Annotated in this window: 11 protein-coding genes and 1 pseudogene; all 12 read left to right on the top strand. The window is 65.3% G+C overall.

All coding sequences use genetic code 11. The features are described 5' to 3' along the window. The first annotated feature begins 34 nt into the window (after positions 1-34). On the top strand, positions 35-2,008 hold the full coding sequence (gene zomB, locus JWN03_RS14975; RefSeq protein WP_441342997.1) for a flagellar motor control protein ZomB: 1,974 nt from the start codon (positions 35-37) through the stop codon (positions 2,006-2,008). Between the two features lie 272 nt (positions 2,009-2,280). Beyond that, positions 2,281-3,366 (top strand): alpha/beta hydrolase, encoded by a 1,086-nt coding sequence (locus JWN03_RS14970; RefSeq protein WP_441342994.1) that lies wholly within the window; start codon positions 2,281-2,283, stop codon positions 3,364-3,366. A gap of 230 nt (positions 3,367-3,596) precedes the next feature. Then, positions 3,597-4,694: an alpha/beta hydrolase gene (locus tag JWN03_RS14965; RefSeq protein WP_441342993.1), complete on the top strand. Its 1,098-nt coding sequence runs from the start codon at positions 3,597-3,599 to the stop codon at positions 4,692-4,694. Between the two features lie 204 nt (positions 4,695-4,898). Next, positions 4,899-5,921, top strand: coding sequence for an alpha/beta hydrolase (locus JWN03_RS14960; RefSeq protein WP_297614809.1), 1,023 nt, complete (start codon positions 4,899-4,901; stop codon positions 5,919-5,921). A gap of 205 nt (positions 5,922-6,126) precedes the next feature. Further along, entirely contained in the window at positions 6,127-7,092 is a 966-nt protein-coding gene (locus JWN03_RS14955; protein ID WP_441342996.1) for an alpha/beta hydrolase, read from the top strand. A 270-nt stretch (positions 7,093-7,362) separates the two neighbouring features. Next, complete coding sequence (locus JWN03_RS14950) at positions 7,363-8,391, top strand: alpha/beta hydrolase (protein WP_441342992.1); 1,029 nt, start codon at positions 7,363-7,365, stop codon at positions 8,389-8,391. A gap of 91 nt (positions 8,392-8,482) precedes the next feature. Next, positions 8,483-9,820, top strand: a pseudogene (locus JWN03_RS14945) (alpha/beta hydrolase-fold protein); the annotation flags it as partial. Between the two features lie 307 nt (positions 9,821-10,127). Continuing rightward, positions 10,128-11,126: an alpha/beta hydrolase gene (locus JWN03_RS14940; protein WP_297614845.1), complete on the top strand. Its 999-nt coding sequence runs from the start codon at positions 10,128-10,130 to the stop codon at positions 11,124-11,126. Positions 11,127-11,208: 82 nt separating this feature from the next. Further along, positions 11,209-13,269 (top strand): alpha/beta hydrolase-fold protein, encoded by a 2,061-nt coding sequence (locus tag JWN03_RS14935; RefSeq protein ID WP_297614807.1) that lies wholly within the window; start codon positions 11,209-11,211, stop codon positions 13,267-13,269. Positions 13,270-13,473: 204 nt separating this feature from the next. After that, positions 13,474-14,001, top strand: a complete 528-nt coding sequence (locus JWN03_RS14930; RefSeq protein ID WP_297614805.1) for a DUF732 domain-containing protein — start codon at positions 13,474-13,476, stop codon at positions 13,999-14,001. After that, positions 13,998-14,972, top strand: coding sequence for a cutinase family protein (locus tag JWN03_RS14925; protein WP_297614803.1), 975 nt, complete (start codon positions 13,998-14,000; stop codon positions 14,970-14,972). The genes JWN03_RS14930 and JWN03_RS14925 overlap by 4 nt, the downstream gene beginning before the upstream one ends. Before the next feature lie 495 nt (positions 14,973-15,467). After that, the coding region (locus tag JWN03_RS14920) for an AMP-binding protein (protein WP_297614801.1) at positions 15,468-16,657 on the top strand (1,190 nt) is incomplete at its 3' end.

Genomic DNA, 16,657 nt, shown 5'->3' with positions numbered 1-16,657 from the left:
AGAAGAGCGAGGGGAGGGCGCACCGACGGCACAGTTGCCGGTCGGCAGTGCCCATCGGCGTGCGGCAGATGTGTCCGCGCGCCGTTTCTCGCGACTATCTCGCACCGTCTTCATCGGTGGGATCGTGCTGACCGCGACCCTATTCGCAGCCGGCGCCTGGCAGCGGCGCTGGATCGCCGACGACGGCCTGATCGTGCTGCGCACGGTGCGAAACCTGCTGGCGGGCAACGGCCCGGTCTTCAATGCGGGCGAACGCGTCGAAACCAATACCAGCACCGCCTGGACCTACCTCGTCTGGTTCTTCAGCTGGCTGACCCAGCTGCGGCTGGAGTATGTGGTGCTCGGCATCGCGCTCACGCTGTCGGTGCTGGCGATCGTCTTCGCCATGCTCGGCTCCGCACGCCTGTGGGGCGGAACGAAATCCGCCCTTTTGGTTCCGGCCGGAGCACTGGTCTACATCGCCATGCCTCCCGCTCGTGACTACGCCACCTCCGGCCTGGAGAACTGCCTGGTCATCTGCTGGCTGGCAGTGCTGTGGTGGCTGCTGGTCCGCTGGAGTCAGGCCGAACGGGTGCGTCTGCCAGGCTTTTTCGGCCTGGTGTTCTTCGCCGGGCTGGCCCCGCTGATCCGGCCGGAGATGACGCTGGTCGGCGCGCTAGCGCTAATCATGATCTTCTGCGCACCGCTGCCGGAGACCCGGCTGCGGCCGCTCTTCTTCCGGATCGGCGTCGTGCTGGTGGCCGGACTGGTTCCGGTCGCGTACCAGATCTGGCGTATGGGCTATTACGGTCTGCCGTACCCGAATACGGCGGTGGCCAAGGACGCGGCGGGCGCCAAGTGGCATCAGGGCTTCATCTATCTGTGGAACTTCGTCGGCCCGTACTGGTTGTGGCTGCCGCTGCTGATCCTGGCGATCGCCGCGGTATTCGCGGTGCGGTCCGGCCGCGTCACCAAGGCGACCGGCCGGCATGCCCTCGGTGACGCCGAGAGCACCGAGGTTCCGGACAACAGCTGGCGCAACCGGATGCACCGGCTCAGCGTCTGGCTGCGCACCCCGGCCGCCGTTGCCACGCTCATGGTCGGCAGCGGTGTGGTGCTCATCGTCTACGAGCTCCGCGTCGGCGGCGACTTCATGCACGGTCGCATGCTGCTGCCGCAGCTGTTCTGCCTGATGCTGCCGGTGGCCGTGCTGCCGGTGCGGGTGCCGCAGAACATCTTCAGTGGCGAGCGGGGCGGCCGCCGCATGGACTGGGCTCTCGTGGTGGTGCTTGCGGGCTTCGTCGGCACCGCGGGCTGGGCGCTGTTCGCGGCCAATACGACGGCCATCACGACCGGCACCAAGATCAGCTCCACCGGCATCGTGGACGAGCGCATCTACTACGTCCTCAATACCGGTCACGATCACCCGATCCTCGCCGAGGACTATCTGGACTACCCGCGCATGCGCGCCATGGTCCGCGATATCACCGACACCCCGGACGGCGGCCTGCTGCTCAATTCGCCGTCCTTCATGTTCTGGTACATCGCACCGCCGCCGGCGCCGATCCCCGACGGTGGCGCCGGACATACCGTTTTCTTCCTGAATCTCGGTATGACCAGCATGAACGTGCCGCTGGACGTGCGGGTCATCGATCAGATGGGCCTGGCGTATCCGCTTGCGGCGCATACCGACCGGCTCACCGACGGCCGCATCGGGCACGACAAGAACCTGTACCCGGACTGGGTCGTGGTGGACGCGGGCATGGTCGACAAGCATCCGTGGCTGCCCTGGTACATGGACGACAAGTGGGTGCAGCAGGCACGAGTCGCGCTGTCCTGCCCGCAGACCCAGGACATGCTGGCGTCCTCGCGGTCGCCACTGACCTTCGAGCGATTCCGGCACAATGTGACGCAGTCACTGGGCTTCTCGAAGTACCGGATCGATCGGGTGCCGAAGTACGAGATCGAACGGTGCGGTCTGGTCGATCCTTATCCGTCAGCGCCGGCGGTTCCGGTCCCGCCCAAATAGCGAGACCCTTTTTCTCCCGGCAGTTCCGGGCAAATTTCATGAATCACCCACGGCGGCGGCCCAATAGCATAGGGCCGCCGCCGTTGTGTCCGATTCGCAACCTGATAACGCACTCTCATCTCGGTTTGGTAACACCCAGGGGGTCGTTTAGCGATAGCATCCCTGGGTAGCCCGTTGCGGCCCATCTCGCATGTGTCGCAACGGTTGTCGCAATACACGGCCCGCGCCCTGGCAGGGGCAGCCGGTCGTGCCGACGAAAGGCCGAACGAGATATGCGAGGCTTGACTGTGGGTGGGGCACAGGAGATTCGGGCCCGGGGCGCACGTCCCGCAGGGCGCGGATGGCTGAAGAAGTCAGCTGTGGGTCTGGCCGTGGCGGCCTTGCTACCGTTCGGGGTGTCGGTGGTGGGAGCTGGTTTCGGGTCCGGTGTCGCGCAGGCCGCCTTCAATCCCGCCGGCATGGACTTCTATGTCGACTCCACTATGGGGCCCATCAAATCTCGCGTATTCCGGGCGGCGGACGGCAATACCGATCGAGTGGTCTATCTGCTCGACGGTATGCGCGCCCGCGACGACGACAGCGGCTGGGAGATCGAGACCGCCGCCGCGCAGACCCTGATGGCCGCGAACATCAATGTGGTCATGCCGGTCGGCGGTATGTCCAGCTTCTATGCGGACTGGGCTTCGCCGAGCACCTTCCTCGGCATCCCCGCGGGCACGCTGGCCGGCACGGGTTCCGGTGCCACCGAGGCACTTGCGGGCGGGCCGGGCAAAACCTCCGCCTATATGTGGGAGACGTTCCTGACCCAGAACCTGCGCGACGCACTGCGGGATCGGCTGGGCTTCAACGTGACTCACAACGGCGTTGTCGGGCTGTCCATGAGCGGCAGCGCCGCGCTGGTGCTGGCGGCCTTCTATCCGAGCCAGTTCTCGTACGCCGCTTCGCTTTCCGGTGCGCTTAATATGACCATGCCGGGGATGCGGGATGCCGTTCGGGTCGCCATGCTGGATGCCGGCGGCTACAACATCGACGCGCTCGCCAAGGCCAAGGACGCCAAATGGCAGCACCTCGATCCGTTCACCTTCGCGCCGAAATTGAAGGCCAACAACACGCGCCTGTTCATCTCGGCGGGTAGTGGACTGCCGTCCTCGGCCGATGCCATCAATGCCTCCACCGTCGAGGGCATGGGTATCGAGGCCATTGCGCTGGTGGGCACCAAATCTTTCCAGGCCCGGCTCTCCGGTCTCGGCGACAGCAATGTCACCTACGACTACCCGGCCGTCGGTGTGCACAACTGGAAGAACTGGGAGTCGGAGCTGAATCGACTGACCCCGGATTTGTCGGCGCACATTGGCTGACATAGTTGCCGGGTCACACCCGCAGGGGCTGCACGGTATTCGTACCGCGTGGCTTTTGTGTCCCTTTTTGTATCAACTACCTGGTCCGGACCACAAAAGCTCGTACTAGTGGTCCCGATCACATATGTCTCTTTCCGATAACGCTCCGTTAGCCGTTGAACGATAGGCTCCCCGAGACGCCCGCCGTGGCCCCAAGCACGCGGTTGAAACGAACGAACACGAAAGGCCTGATGATGCGAGGTGCGCAGGATAGACGTCGGAGATCGAGCGGCGGCTGGATGAGGAAGTCTGTCCTCGGCATGGCCTTGGCGCTACTGCTCCCGTTCGGGGCGTCGGTGGCAGGTGTGGCAGGGTCCGCGAACGCAGCGTTCAATCCGACCGCCATGGATTTCTGGGTCGACTCCTCCAGCGGTATGGGCCCGATCAAGTCGCGCATCTTCCGTGCGGCCGACGGCAATACCGACCGCGTCGTCTACGCGCTCGACGGTATGCGTGCCCGTGACGACATCAGTGGCTGGGAAAACGACACGGATGTGGCCAACGCGCTGACCGCCGCGAACATCAATGTGGTCATGCCGGTCGGCGGCCAGTCCAGCTTCTACGCCGACTGGGCCGCGCCCAGCACCTTCCTCGGCGTTCCCGCCGGCACCGGCTCCGGCTCGCTGTCGTCCTCGGGCTCGGCGTCCGGTTCCTCCTCGGGCTCCGGCGGCCTGTCGATCATGGCCGGCGGTCCCGGCAAGAGCTTCCGGTACACGTGGGAGACCTTCCTGACCAAGGACCTGCGTAATGCGCTCAGCGCCCGCCTCGGCTTCAACCCGAACCGCAATGGCGTCTTCGGTCTGTCCATGGGCGGTTCGGCGGCCCTGACCCTGGCGGCCTACCACCCGGATCAGTTCAGCTTCGCGGGTTCGTTCTCGGGCTACCTGAACATCTCCGCCCCCGGCATGCGTGAGGCCATGCGCCTGGCCATGATCGACGCGGGCGGCTTCAATGTCGACTCCATGGCTCTGCCGTGGAGCCCGCAGTGGCTGCGCATGGACCCGTTCGTCTTCGCGCCGCAGCTGAAGGCCAACAACACCCGGCTCTGGATCTCCGCCGCCAGCGCCATCCCCGGCCCGGGCGATGTGACTTCGGTGATGTCGGTCCTGCAGGGCATGCCGCTGGAGGCGCTCGCACTGGCCAACACTCGCGCCTTCCAGGTGCGTATGGCCGCCATCGGCGCCAACAATGTCGACTACGACTTCCCCGCGGCCGGTGTGCACAACTGGGCCAACTGGGCGGCCGAGGTCTACCGCATGGTTCCCGACCTGTCCGCCAATATCGGCTAGCCTCTGAGCAGCAGTGAAAGGCCCCCGCCCACCAGGGCGGGGGCCTTTTTCGTCGGTCTCGGTCCGGACTCGCCGCAATCGGGCTGCCAAACACGCCGGGGCGATGAGCCGATACTGGCTCGCTATCGAAGAAGATCAGGTGTGCAAGCTCGGTTCTGCTCCAACGAGAGGGCTAGGTCGATGCGGGTTAGAGGCTTCAAACGGATGGTCCTGGGCGTCGCCGCGACGCTCGTCCTGCCACTTGCTCTCACGGTGGTCGGAACCGGGCCTGCTACAGCGGCGTTCAACCCGGCGGCCTTCGACTTCTGGGTGGACTCTCCGGTCATGGGTCCGATCAAGACACGAGTCCTGCGCGCGGCGGACGGCAATACCGACCGGGTCGTGTACGCCCTCGATGGTCAGCGAGCCACCGAGATCTTGAACGGCTGGGAGAACGACACCAATGTCGCGGACGTCCTGGCCAGCTGGAATATCAATGTGGTCATGCCCGTCGGTGGTGAGTCCAGCTTCTATGCCGACTGGAACTCCCCGAGCTCGTTCTTCGGTGTCCCGGCGGGCGCGGGTTCGTCCGCGGCCAACACCGGTTCGGGAATCACCGAGGCGCTGGGCGCCGGGCCGGGTAAGAGCTACCGGTACGACTGGGAAACCTTCCTGACGAATCAGCTGCGCTGGGCGCTGCGAGACCGCCTGGGGTTCAACCCCAATCGCAATGGCGTGTTCGGGCTGTCCATGGGCGGCAGTGCGGCGCTGACGCTGTCCGCCTATCACCCGGACCAGTTCAGTTATGCCGGTTCCTTTTCCGGCTACCTGAATATCTCCGCACCGGGTATGCGGGAGGCGATTCGAGTCGCCATGGTGGACGCCGGTGGCTACAACGTGGATTCCATGGCCCCGCCCTGGGGTGATCGCTGGCTGCGCATGGACCCGTTCGTCTTCGCTCCCACCCTGGTCGGGAACAACACCCGATTGTGGGTTGCGGCGGGCAGCGGTCTGCCCATGCAGCAGGATCTGGATATTCCGCTCGGCGCGTCCGCGGATCGCATCGTGCGTGGTTCGCCGCTGGAAGCGCTGGCGCTGGCCAATACTCGGGCTTTCCAGGTACGTATGGACACCCTGGGCGCCCGGAACGTGACCTATTCGTTCCCGCCCGTCGGTCTGCACGCCTGGACCAACTGGCAGGACGAGGCGTATCGCATGATTCCGGATATGTCCGCAAATATCGGGTAAATCGACCGAAAACGAAGGCCCCCGCCCGAACAGGGTGGGGGCCTTCGCATATCGGGCGTATCACAATTCGGCGTCCGAGGTGTTTTTCGAGCGATCGGCTACGAATAACGGCCTATAGAGAAGCGAGAGAGCGGCAACAGCTTCTGCATTTCAGTGGTGGTCAACGGTGACCACACTCGGAAAGGCGACACAGATGCGTTTCTCGATGGGTTCACTCCGCACAGCCGGAGCCGCACTGGCATTCGCCATGGTGTTGCCGTGGGCGGTGGCGGTAGGCGGGGGAGCCGCGCCGGCGGCAGCCGGATTCGATCCGGCCGGATCCGACTTCTGGGTCGATTCGAGTATGGGCCCGATCAAGTCACGCATCTTCCGGGCGCAGGACGGCAATACGCAGCGCGTGGTGTATGCCCTCGACGGTTTGCGGGCGCGCAATGACCTGTCCGGCTGGGAGATCGACACCGACGTCGAGCGGGTGCTGACCGCATGGAACATCAATGTGGTCATGCCGATCGGCGGACAGTCCAGTTTCTACTCCGACTGGGTGGCGCCCAGCAATACCAATGGGCAGCCCGCACCGTATGCGTGGGAAACCTTTCTGACCCGGGATCTGCGTAATGCGCTGGCCGGGCGGCTGGGCTTCAACCCGAACGGGAACGGCGTGTTCGGATTGTCCATGGGCGGCAGTGCGGCCCTGGTGCTCGCAGCGTATCACCCGGATCAGTTCCGTTACGCCGCATCATATTCCGGTTATCTGAACATTTCCGCGCCCGGTATGCGCGAAGCGCTGCGGATGGCGCTGCTGGATGCCGGCGGCTTCAACATCGACTCCATGTGGGGACCGCCGTGGAGCGAATTGTGGCTTCGCAACGATCCTTTCGTGTTCGCACCCCTGCTGCGGGCCAATGGCACCCGGCTGTGGATCTCCTCGGGTAACGGCCAGCCCGGCCCGCGGGATGCGGTGAACTCCGCGCTGGATGCCTTCAACCTGACGAATGCGGCCGGGCTGGAGACCATCGCGCTCGCGAATACCCGTGCCTTCCAAGCGCGTATGGACTCGCTCGGTCCCGGCAATGCCGTCTTCGACTACACCCAGAACGGTGTGCACAGCTGGGGTTACTGGGCGGACCAGGTCTACAAGATGCTTCCCGATCTCAGTGCGAACATCGGCTGACGGTAAGGGATTCATCTGTTGCCGCGACATCACTGGTGTTTCGCGATAAGGTCACCGCACGATTACGGTCGAAATTTAGCATCACCTTGCCAACCGTATGGAAGGTCGAATACCCTCCAGCGAGCGCATGTGACCAGACCGTGGTAGCGCATCGTTCACTTCGAAGGTCGGGATTCGCGGTGAACGCTGATCGTGTACGCCTGCAACGGCATTGCCGTGCGCGCTGTGCGATAACAACTGAACTTATGCAGTAGAGAAGGAGCAGTATCCATGCGTTTCGGCAGGTCTGCCATGCCGGGTGGAGTCCGGTCAGGACGTAGTGCTCACCGTGGCTGGGGCACACGACTTCTGGCCACAGGCGCTGCGGCACTGGCTATCCCGACCGCCGCGGCAGTTGCGGCTCCGACTATCGCCATCGCCGCTCCGATTGCCGGTCCGGTGCATCGCACCCCCGCCGGTGGTTACGACGAGCTGATGGTTCCGTCCAGTATGGGCCCGGTCAAGGTGCAGGTGCAGTGGGCGAAGAACGGTGGCGACAAGGCCATCTATCTGCTCGACGGCCTGCGCGCCCGCGATGACAAGAATGCCTGGTCGTTCGAGACGAACGCACAGCAGCAATTCGAGAACGACGATGTCACCCTGGTGATGCCGGTCGGCGGTCAGTCCAGCTGGTACGCGGACTGGGTCTCGGCGAGCAATACCAATGGTCAGAAGTACACCTACAAGTGGGAGACGTTCCTCACCAGGGAGCTCCCCGATTACCTTGCGGGCTATGGTGTTTCGCGCACCAACAATGCGGTGGTCGGTCTCTCGATGAGTGGCCCGGCCGCGCTGCGCATGGCCGCCTACCACCGCGATATGTTCAAGCAGGCCTCGTCGTTCTCCGGTCCGCTGGACTGGAACGCGCCGGGTATGCGTGAAGCCATGCGCGTCATGATGCTCGACGCCGGCCGCTTCAATGTGGACTCCATGGCAGCGCCGTGGAGCCCGGCTTGGCTGCGTATGGACCCGTCGGTGTTCGCACCGCAGCTGAAGGGTCTGCCGATGTACATCTCGGCGGCCAGCGGTCTGCCGAGTGGCGCCGATGCGGCGTCGGGCGCCTTCAACACCATGAACGCCATGGGTATCGAGGCCATTGCGATGGTCACCACGCACCTGTTCCAGGCCCGGATGAACCAGCTGGGCTTCAAGAACAACGTGACCTACGACTACCCGGCGATCGGTGTGCACAACTGGCAGAACTGGGAGGCCGAGCTGTGGAAAGCACGCCCGGGCATCCTGGCCGCGCTGAATTCCTGATGTCGTAGGCCTCGCCTGCGGGACGTACGAAAAGAACCGGTCACCCCCACTGGGGTGGCCGGTTCTTCGCTCTGTCAGGGTTCGGAAGCCGATGGGGCGGAAGCGAACTAGGGTGGCACCTGTGGCAAGAGGTAGACGACGGAGACCCAGGTGGGGTGGGCTCGTGGCGCTTACGGCGGCTACGACGGTATTGCTGGGAGGTGGAACGGCATTCGCGGATCCGGGTGCGGCGCAAGTGCCGACGAAGCCCGCCATTCGAAATACGGTGTGGCTGACCGATAGACGGGTCGCCCTGTGGATCGATTCGCCTGCAATGGGGACACAGATCCAGGTGCAGTTGCTGCTGGCGCGGGAGTGGAACAGCAAGCCGGATATGAAATTTCCGGCACTGTTCATGCTCGACGGCCTGCGGGCCACTGATCAGGAGAACGGCTGGACCAAAGACGCCGGGGCGCAGGCTTTCTACGCCGATAAAGACGTGACGGTCGTATTGCCGGTGGGCGGGCAGTCCAGCTTCTATACGGACTGGCAAAGACCCGACAACGGCAAGAACTACAAGTGGGAAACCTTTCTCACCAAGGAATTACCGCCGCTGCTGGACAAGGACTGGCGCACCACGAACGTGCGCGGACTGGCCGGATTGTCCATGGGCGGCAGCGCGGCCATGACGCTCGCGGCGCGCAATCCGGGGTTCGTCCGCTACGCGGCTTCCTACTCCGGGCTGCTCGCCACAACGACTCTCGGTATGCCGCAGGCGATCAAGTACGCCATGCACGATGCGGGTGGTTTCGACTCCGGAGACATGTGGGGTCCGGCCACCGATGCGGAGTGGGATGCCCACGATCCGTACGCGATAGCGGAGAAGCTCCGGGGAGTGAGCCTCTACGTCTCGAGTGGCAGCGGCCTGGCCGGCCGGTTCGACATCCCCGCCGGAATTCCCGGTGTGAGCACCAATTTCACCGGGATGGTGCTCGAGAGTCTCTCGCGCTTCTCATCGACGCAGTTCGTGGCCAAGCTCGATAAGCTCAGCATTCCGGTGCAGGTGAATTACCGTCCGTCCGGCACGCATTCCTGGCCGTACTGGGATTTCGAGATGCGGCAGTCCTGGTCGCAGGCGGCGGCTGCGCTGGGGGTCGAGACGGGCAAACCGGACTGTGCGGCAGGCGGCGCGATACTGCCTGTGGCACAGGGCAAGACGTGGCTGGGAGATTGCCTCACCGCGGAATTTCCGCTGACCGGTGGTGCGGCCCAGGATTTCCGCGGTGGCCGGGTGCTGTGGTCGCAGGCCGGCGGCGCGCATGCGGTGGGCGGAATGATCGGTGGCGCCTATGAAGGTGCGGCGGGACCGACTGGGGCACTCGGATTTCCGATTAGCGACGAAACTCCCATTCCGGGCGGAGCGCAACAAAACTTTCAACACGGATCAATCGTCTTTCACGACGGGAAAGCCGAAATACACGCCAGCTGACTGAGATACCAGCCAGTTACCCTGCCCGCACCGCTAAAGTGCTCCTGTCCGTGACGCCGGTCACGTTTGGTGTCGTTCCCCCCTTTGTGTGGTTCAGGAGCACATTCTGATGGCAGTCCAGGGTGCGTCATGCCCGCGTTCGGTTCGGAAAACTGTTTCGGCACACCGGGTACCCGCCGCGCGGGGCGTTCGGGTGCCCGGCTGGCGCCGTCTGCTGGCGGCCGCCGTCGCGGCAGCCGCACTACCGGGAGTGGCTGTGCTGCCTGGAATGTCGGGACTTCCCGGCATTTCGGGAGCGGCGCAGGCCGCCCCGGTATCCGGGCCGCTGCATCGCGAACCCGCGGGAGCGCCGCAGCCCCCCGCGGCGCCCGCCGCGGCCGAACAACCCGCGGCGCCTGCCGCGGCAGAACCCGCGCCGCCGCCGCGCCCGCGCTTCGAAGAGCTCATGGTCCCCTCCAGCATGGGACCGATCAAGGTGCAGGTGCAGTGGGCCGCCCGCGGTGGCGACGCCGCGCTGTACCTGCTCGACGGTCTGCGCGCGCGCGACGATTTCAACGCCTGGTCCTTCGAGACGAATGCCATGCAGCTTTTCGCCGATGACAATGTGACGCTGGTGATGCCGGTCGGCGGCCAATCCAGCTTCTACACCGATTGGCGTGCGCCCTCGAGCACCAACGGCCAGAAGTTCACCTACCGCTGGGAGACCTTCCTGACCGAGGAGTTGCCCGCCTTCCTCGAACCACTCGGGGTGTCCCGCAGCAAGAACGCGATCGCCGGACTCTCCATGGGTGGTTCGTCGGCGCTGGCCCTCGCCGCGTATCACCGCGACATGTTCAAGCACGCCTCGTCGTTCTCCGGATACCTGAACATCTCCGCGCCCGGTATGCGCGAGGCGATTCGGATCGCCATGCTGGACGCCGGTCGTTTCAATGTGGATTCGATGGCGTGGCCGTGGAGTCCGCAGTGGTTGCGGATGGATCCGTTCGTCTTCGCGCCGCAGTTGCGCGGTCTGCCCATGTACATCTCGGCGTCCTGGGGCGCGCTGGGTGCGCACGATAATCCGGAGGCGGGGGCGTTCAATACCGTGAATGCGGTGGCGCTGGAGGCGCTCTCGATGGTCAACACCATCGCGTTCATGGGGCGGATGAATCAGCTCGGGATCGGGGCGCACTACAGCCTTCCGACCAAGGGCACGCATTCGTGGGGTTACTGGCAGGACCAGCTGACGGGTGCGCGTCCGGAGATCCTGGCCGCACTCGGCGCGTAAAAGAAACCGGTCGTTTGCTGTAGTGCGTCCTTTCCCCGCGCGTCGCACCCCTTGAATAGTGTTATCGGGGTACAACACTTATGTGGTTGGAGTTGTTCGTGGGACGAAGCGGGCTCGCCGTCGCTGGGTGGCATGCGCCGCAGCAGCGGTATTTCCGCTGGCTGCGGGCACTTTCGCGGGAGTTGGCGGTTTTGCGGGCATAGCCCCCGCGGCCGCCGAACCCGATACGTCCGGCGCCCCGGCGACGGTCCAGAAGGCAGTGTGGCTGGGTGATCGCCGGGTGGCGCTGTGGGTGAACTCGCCCGCCACCGGAGCCCCCATCGAGGTGCAGTTGCTGCTGGCCCGGGACTGGCGGCTGCACCCGGACGCGAAGTTCCCCGTCATGTACATGCTCGACGGTCTGCGCGCCACCGATGACGAGAACGGCTGGACGAAGGATGCGGGCGCGGCCGGCTTCTTCGCCGACAAGAACGTCACCGTGGTGCTGCCCGTCGGCGGCCAGTCCAGTTTCTATGCCGACTGGCTGCAGCCCGATCAGGGCCACAACTACAAGTGGGAAACCTTCCTCACCAAGGAACTGCCGCCACTGCTGGAGAGTCAGTGGCGCGCCACCAATGTGCGTGCCGTCTCCGGACTTTCGATGGGCGGCTCGGCCGCGATGATGCTGGCCGCGCGCAATCCCGGCTGGGTCCGGCACGCGGCCTCCTACTCCGGCTTCCTCACCCTGACCACGCTCGGCATGCCGCAGATGGTCAACTTCGCCATGAAGGATGCGGGCGGGTTCGACTCGAACGATATGTTCGGGCCGCCCAGCAGTCCGGAGTGGAAGGCGCACGATCCGTACGAGCTGGCCGACAAGCTCAAGGGCATCGGCCTCTACGTCTCCAGCGGCAGCGGCACCGCGGGCGCGACCGATCCGCCCGGTGATGTCCCCGGCCTCACTACCAATTACGCGGGTATGGGCCTGGAAGTGCTGTCGCGGTTGAGCACTCAGAACTTCGTGACCAAACTCGGCAAGCTGAACATTCCGGTGCAGGTGAGCTACCGCCCCTCGGGCACGCACACCTGGCCGTACTGGGACTTCGAAATGCGGCAGTCCTGGCCGAATACGGCTGCCGCGCTCGGCGTGGACAGCACCGCCAGCGACTGCAAACTCGGCGGCGCGATAGCCGGTGTGGCACAGGGCAACAACTGGCTCGGCGACTGCCTGACCCCGGAGTACCCGGTGCCCGGCGGTGTGACGCAGGACTTCCGGGGCGGTCAGGTGGCGTACTCGCAGGGCACCGGGGCGCAACCGGTCGGCGGCGCGATCGCCGGTACTTTTGCGGGTCTCAATGGCGCGGCCGGTGGCATCGGCTTCCCGACCGGTGGAGATCAGGGGCTGCCGGACGGCCGCGGGCGCTTCCAGCCGTTCCAGAACGGGCTGATCTATTGGACACCGCAGACCGGCGCCCAGATGGTGCGCGGCGCGATCCTCGACGAGTGGAGTAAGGGCGGCTTCGAACGCGGTCCGGCGGGCTACCCGAACGGACCCGAAGCGAAGACTCCGAACAAGGACGGCGTGGTGCAGGGCTTCGAGAACGGGCCCATCTACTTCAGCGCCAAGACCGGTGCGCACCAGCTGCAGGGCCTGATTCTCGGCAAGTACGCCCAAATCGGCTTCGAGAACAGTCCTTTCGGCTTCCCGACCGGACCCGAGCAGCCGGTGCGCGATCTCGGCCGCTTCGTGAGTTTCGAGGGCGGCAATATCTATTGGAGTCCGTTGTCGGGCGCCTGGGGTGTGCGCGGCGGTCCGATCATGGATGCCTGGGGCGCACAGGGTTTCGAGAACGGCGGGCTCGGTTTCCCGATCAGCGACGAGGTCGCCACCCCCACCGGTGTGCAACAGACCTTCCAGGGCGGCTCGATCGTCTTGCAAGACGGTAAGGCGCAGGCCTTCACGCTGGACGGCAGGCCGATAGCCCTGCCGGGCGCACCCGCGCCCGCACCGGCCCCCGCGCCCGCTGCAGCGCCTGCACCGGCCGCGGCACTTGCCCCCGCACCTCTACCGGCCGCTGCGCCGGACCCGCAGCCGGCCGCTCCGCCGGAGGAAGTTTCGCCCCCGCTGATTCCGGCGCTGGGACCCGAAGTTCGCCCGAATTAATCGGCCAACCCCGACTACATCCGCTCCAAGTTCGTGGCCCGCCCGGTTCTGGACTGAGCGGAGCGATGCCGCGCAGCGGCGAGCGCAGGGCGGGAAGAACCGGGTGACAGGGCCACGAACCCGCCGGAGCGAAGCGGAGGCAAATAGATACAGCTAGCCTGGGGGCGACCTTGTGGACCCCAGACAGATCAAGGAAGCGAATAAATGCATCGGACCCGTGGAAAGGTTTTCGGCGTCGTAGTTGCTATCGCCGCCGCCGGACTGCTTGCCGCCTGTGGCAACAACGATTCGACCGCGACGAGTACGCCCACGCTGGCTCCGACCACGAGCAAGACGTCCGCGGCTCCCACCACGACGCCCGGCGGGGACACCCCGAGCGATCAGGCGTCGCCGCAGCCCTCTACGGACGCCACGACGCCCGAGCGCCCCGCGCCGGTGCCGAGCCAGTTCCTCACCACGCCGAGTGGCACGCCGCCCCTCACCGACCGTGACAAGAGCTTCCTCGACGAGCTGAAGAAGCAGGGCATCACGCCCGCCGCTTCCGATATCGCGCTCACCGCCGGAAACCTGGTGTGCCAGGGCAAGGCCCAGGGTGCGACCGACGATCAGATCCTGACCTACGTCACCGCGATCGCCGGCTCCGATCCGTCCTTCGACCAGTCGAAGATGTCGGTCGAACAGGCGGGCAAGATCTACGTCGACGTCGCGACGAAGAGTTACTGCAACAAGTGACGACGCGACGCCGCTCCGGACGCCGGTCCAAGCCGGCGGGTTGCCTGCTGCTCATCGCCGCGATCGTGATCGTGATCATCGTGGCGCTGCTGCTCTGGTACCTGCTGGCGGGCCGGCTGCGGTTGCCGGGTCCCAAGCCGCCCGGGCCCAAGGAGCCGACCTCGCAGTCGGCCAATTGCCCGGATGTGCTCATGCTGGGCGTCCCGGGCACTTGGGAGTCGAGCAGCACAGACGATCCCTACAACCCGACCGCGAATCCGGCGTCGCTCATGTTGAACATCACCAATCCGATTCGGGCCCAGTTCCCGAACAATCGGGTCGAGGTCTACACGGTTCCGTACGTGGCGCAGTTCTCGAACCCGATCGCGCTGCCCCCGGACGGTCAGCAGTCCTATAACAACAGCCGTTCCGAGGGCACCCAGCGCGCCAACGAGAAGCTCACCGCCACCTATCACGACTGCCCGCTCACCAGCTATGTGATCGCGGGCTTCTCGCAGGGCGCGGTGATCGCCGGTGATGTGGCCGCACAGATCGGCGCGGGCAAGGGACCGGTGCCCGCGAACAAGGTGCTGGGCGTGACCGTCATCGCCGACGGGCGTCGCGATCAGGGGCCGGGACAGGCCATCGAGATCGGGCCGGTGCCGGCCGGTGTCGGCGCGGAGGTCGCGTTGCGGGGGCTGAACGTGCCGGGCATCACCATGACCGGGCCGCGAGACGGCTTCGGCGACTTGGGGAATCGGACATTCACCATCTGCGCGCAGGGTGATCTGATCTGTGATTCCCCTAAGCAGGCGCTCAACCCGCTCAATATTCTCGGCAGTGTCGGCACCCTCGTGAAGGCGGCGGGCAACCCTGTCCACAGCCTCTACAACGGCTTTGTCGTGGACGACAGCGGCACCACAGCAACTCAGTGGACGGTCAGCTGGGCCAATGGCCTCATCGAGAAGGCGCCACATCCCGCACACTCGTGAATTCCGACCGAGCCCCTAGTTTCGGGGTCTCGTTGTAGAGTGCTGCGAGGTTGTGGCCCCGGTTCGCTCGGTGTCCCAGCACCATCCGGACAGCCAGGAGCAGGTGTTCATGACAGCAGTCGCCGCACCCGCTTCGGGTGGTCGGCACATCCACCCGGACCACCCCCGGGAACCCCGGGTGCGGCAACTCACACCCTCGTCCCCCAGGGGGAGGGCTGCCCACCCAAAGCGCCACATTCGCACCGGTGATCCCGTGGAAGCGAGTCTGGTGAGCTGGGATATGTTTAGCCGCTCCGGAGCATCGCAGGGTGGCTCCTCTGTAACATAGCCCTGGTTTGAGTACATCTAGCCAATAGACGGTCACCGCGCAGACCGCAACAGAATTCTGCAGGTCGGCTTCGCAAGGAGCTCCCCGCGGGCGAAGAGTCGGGGCCTCACAGGTAACAGCGGCATCGTCGCCGCCCATGCCGCGTGTGCCTCGGAGGAGAAGAAGGAATGGACGAGACTTTCGACGATTACCTCGACGAAACGGGGAACATCACGATTCCCGAGGGGCGCACCCTCGTCGACTACGTCGAGAAGCACACCCACGGGAATGACGCCGATGATCTGGCTTACCGGTACATCGACTACTCACGCGAGAGCGACGGGGTCTATCAGGACCTCACGTGGAGTCAATTCGGCGTTCGGCTGCGCGCGGTAGCTGCACGACTTCAGCAGGTGACCAAGCGGGGTGATCGTGTCGCGATCCTGGCCCCGCAGGGGCTGGATTACGTCATCTCCTTCTTTGCTGCGATCTACGCGGGCACCATCTCGGTGCCCCTGTTCGATCCGGACGAGCCGGGCCACACCGATCGCCTGCACGCGGTGCTCGGTGACTGCACGCCCGCGGCGATCCTGACGGCCAGCTCCTCGGCCGCCGGGGTCCGCCAGTTCTTCCGCGGACTGCCCGCGGCGCAGCGGCCGCGCATCATCGCGGTGGACGCGATTCCCGACAGTGTCGGAGAGTCGTGGATCCGCCCCGATATTGCGGTAGACGATATCGCGTATCTGCAGTACACGTCGGGTTCGACACGCACCCCGGCGGGTGTCGAGATCACCCACCGCGGCGTCGGCACCAATGTGCTGCAGATGGTGAATGCGCTGGATCTGAACTGGAATTCGCGAGGCGTCACCTGGCTGCCGCTCTACCACGACATGGGTCTGCTGACGGTGATCCTGCCCGCGGTGGGCGGTAAGTACATCACCATCATGTCGCCGTCCGCGTTCGTGCGGCGGCCCTCGCGCTGGATCCAGGAACTGGCGGCCGTCTCCGACGGCGCCGGAACCTTCGCGGCCGCACCGAACTTCGCGTTCGAGCACGCCGCCGCGCGTGCCGTGCCGAAGAACGGTGAGGTGCTGGACCTCTCGAACGTGATCGGCCTGATCAACGGCTCCGAGCCGGTGACCACCGGTTCGATGAAGAAGTTCAACGAGGCGTTCGCGCCGTACGGTCTGCCCAAGACCGCGATCAAGCCCTGCTACGGCATGGCCGAGGCGACGCTGTTCGTCTCCGCCACCCGGCACGAGGACGAGGCGAAGGTCATCTACGTCGACCGCGTCGAGCTCAATGCCGGTCGCATCGTGAAGGTCGAGCCGGGCACGCCCGATTCCATCGCCCAGGTCTCCTGCGGCTATGTGGCGCT

The sequence above is a fragment of the Nocardia sp. genome (assembly GCF_025465275.1).
GTDB lineage: Bacteria > Actinomycetota > Actinomycetes > Mycobacteriales > Mycobacteriaceae > Nocardia.
The sequence above is the reverse complement of the archived record's forward strand: the minus strand, read 5'-3'. Positions and strand labels throughout refer to the sequence as shown.

What these genes read in the sequence shown, in the direction of transcription:
- JWN03_RS14955 (WP_441342996.1), top strand. Translation starts at nt 6,127, where the DNA reads ATGGGTTCACTCCGCACAGCCGGAGCCGCACTGGCATTCGCCATGGTG.
- JWN03_RS14965 (WP_441342993.1), top strand. Translation starts at nt 3,597, where the DNA reads ATGATGCGAGGTGCGCAGGATAGACGTCGGAGATCGAGCGGCGGCTGG.
- JWN03_RS14960 (WP_297614809.1), top strand. Translation starts at nt 4,899, where the DNA reads ATGGTCCTGGGCGTCGCCGCGACGCTCGTCCTGCCACTTGCTCTCACG.
- JWN03_RS14950 (WP_441342992.1), top strand. Translation starts at nt 7,363, where the DNA reads ATGCGTTTCGGCAGGTCTGCCATGCCGGGTGGAGTCCGGTCAGGACGT.
- JWN03_RS14970 (WP_441342994.1), top strand. Translation starts at nt 2,281, where the DNA reads ATGCGAGGCTTGACTGTGGGTGGGGCACAGGAGATTCGGGCCCGGGGC.
- JWN03_RS14930 (WP_297614805.1), top strand. Translation starts at nt 13,474, where the DNA reads ATGCATCGGACCCGTGGAAAGGTTTTCGGCGTCGTAGTTGCTATCGCC.
- JWN03_RS14940 (WP_297614845.1), top strand. Translation starts at nt 10,128, where the DNA reads ATGTCGGGACTTCCCGGCATTTCGGGAGCGGCGCAGGCCGCCCCGGTA.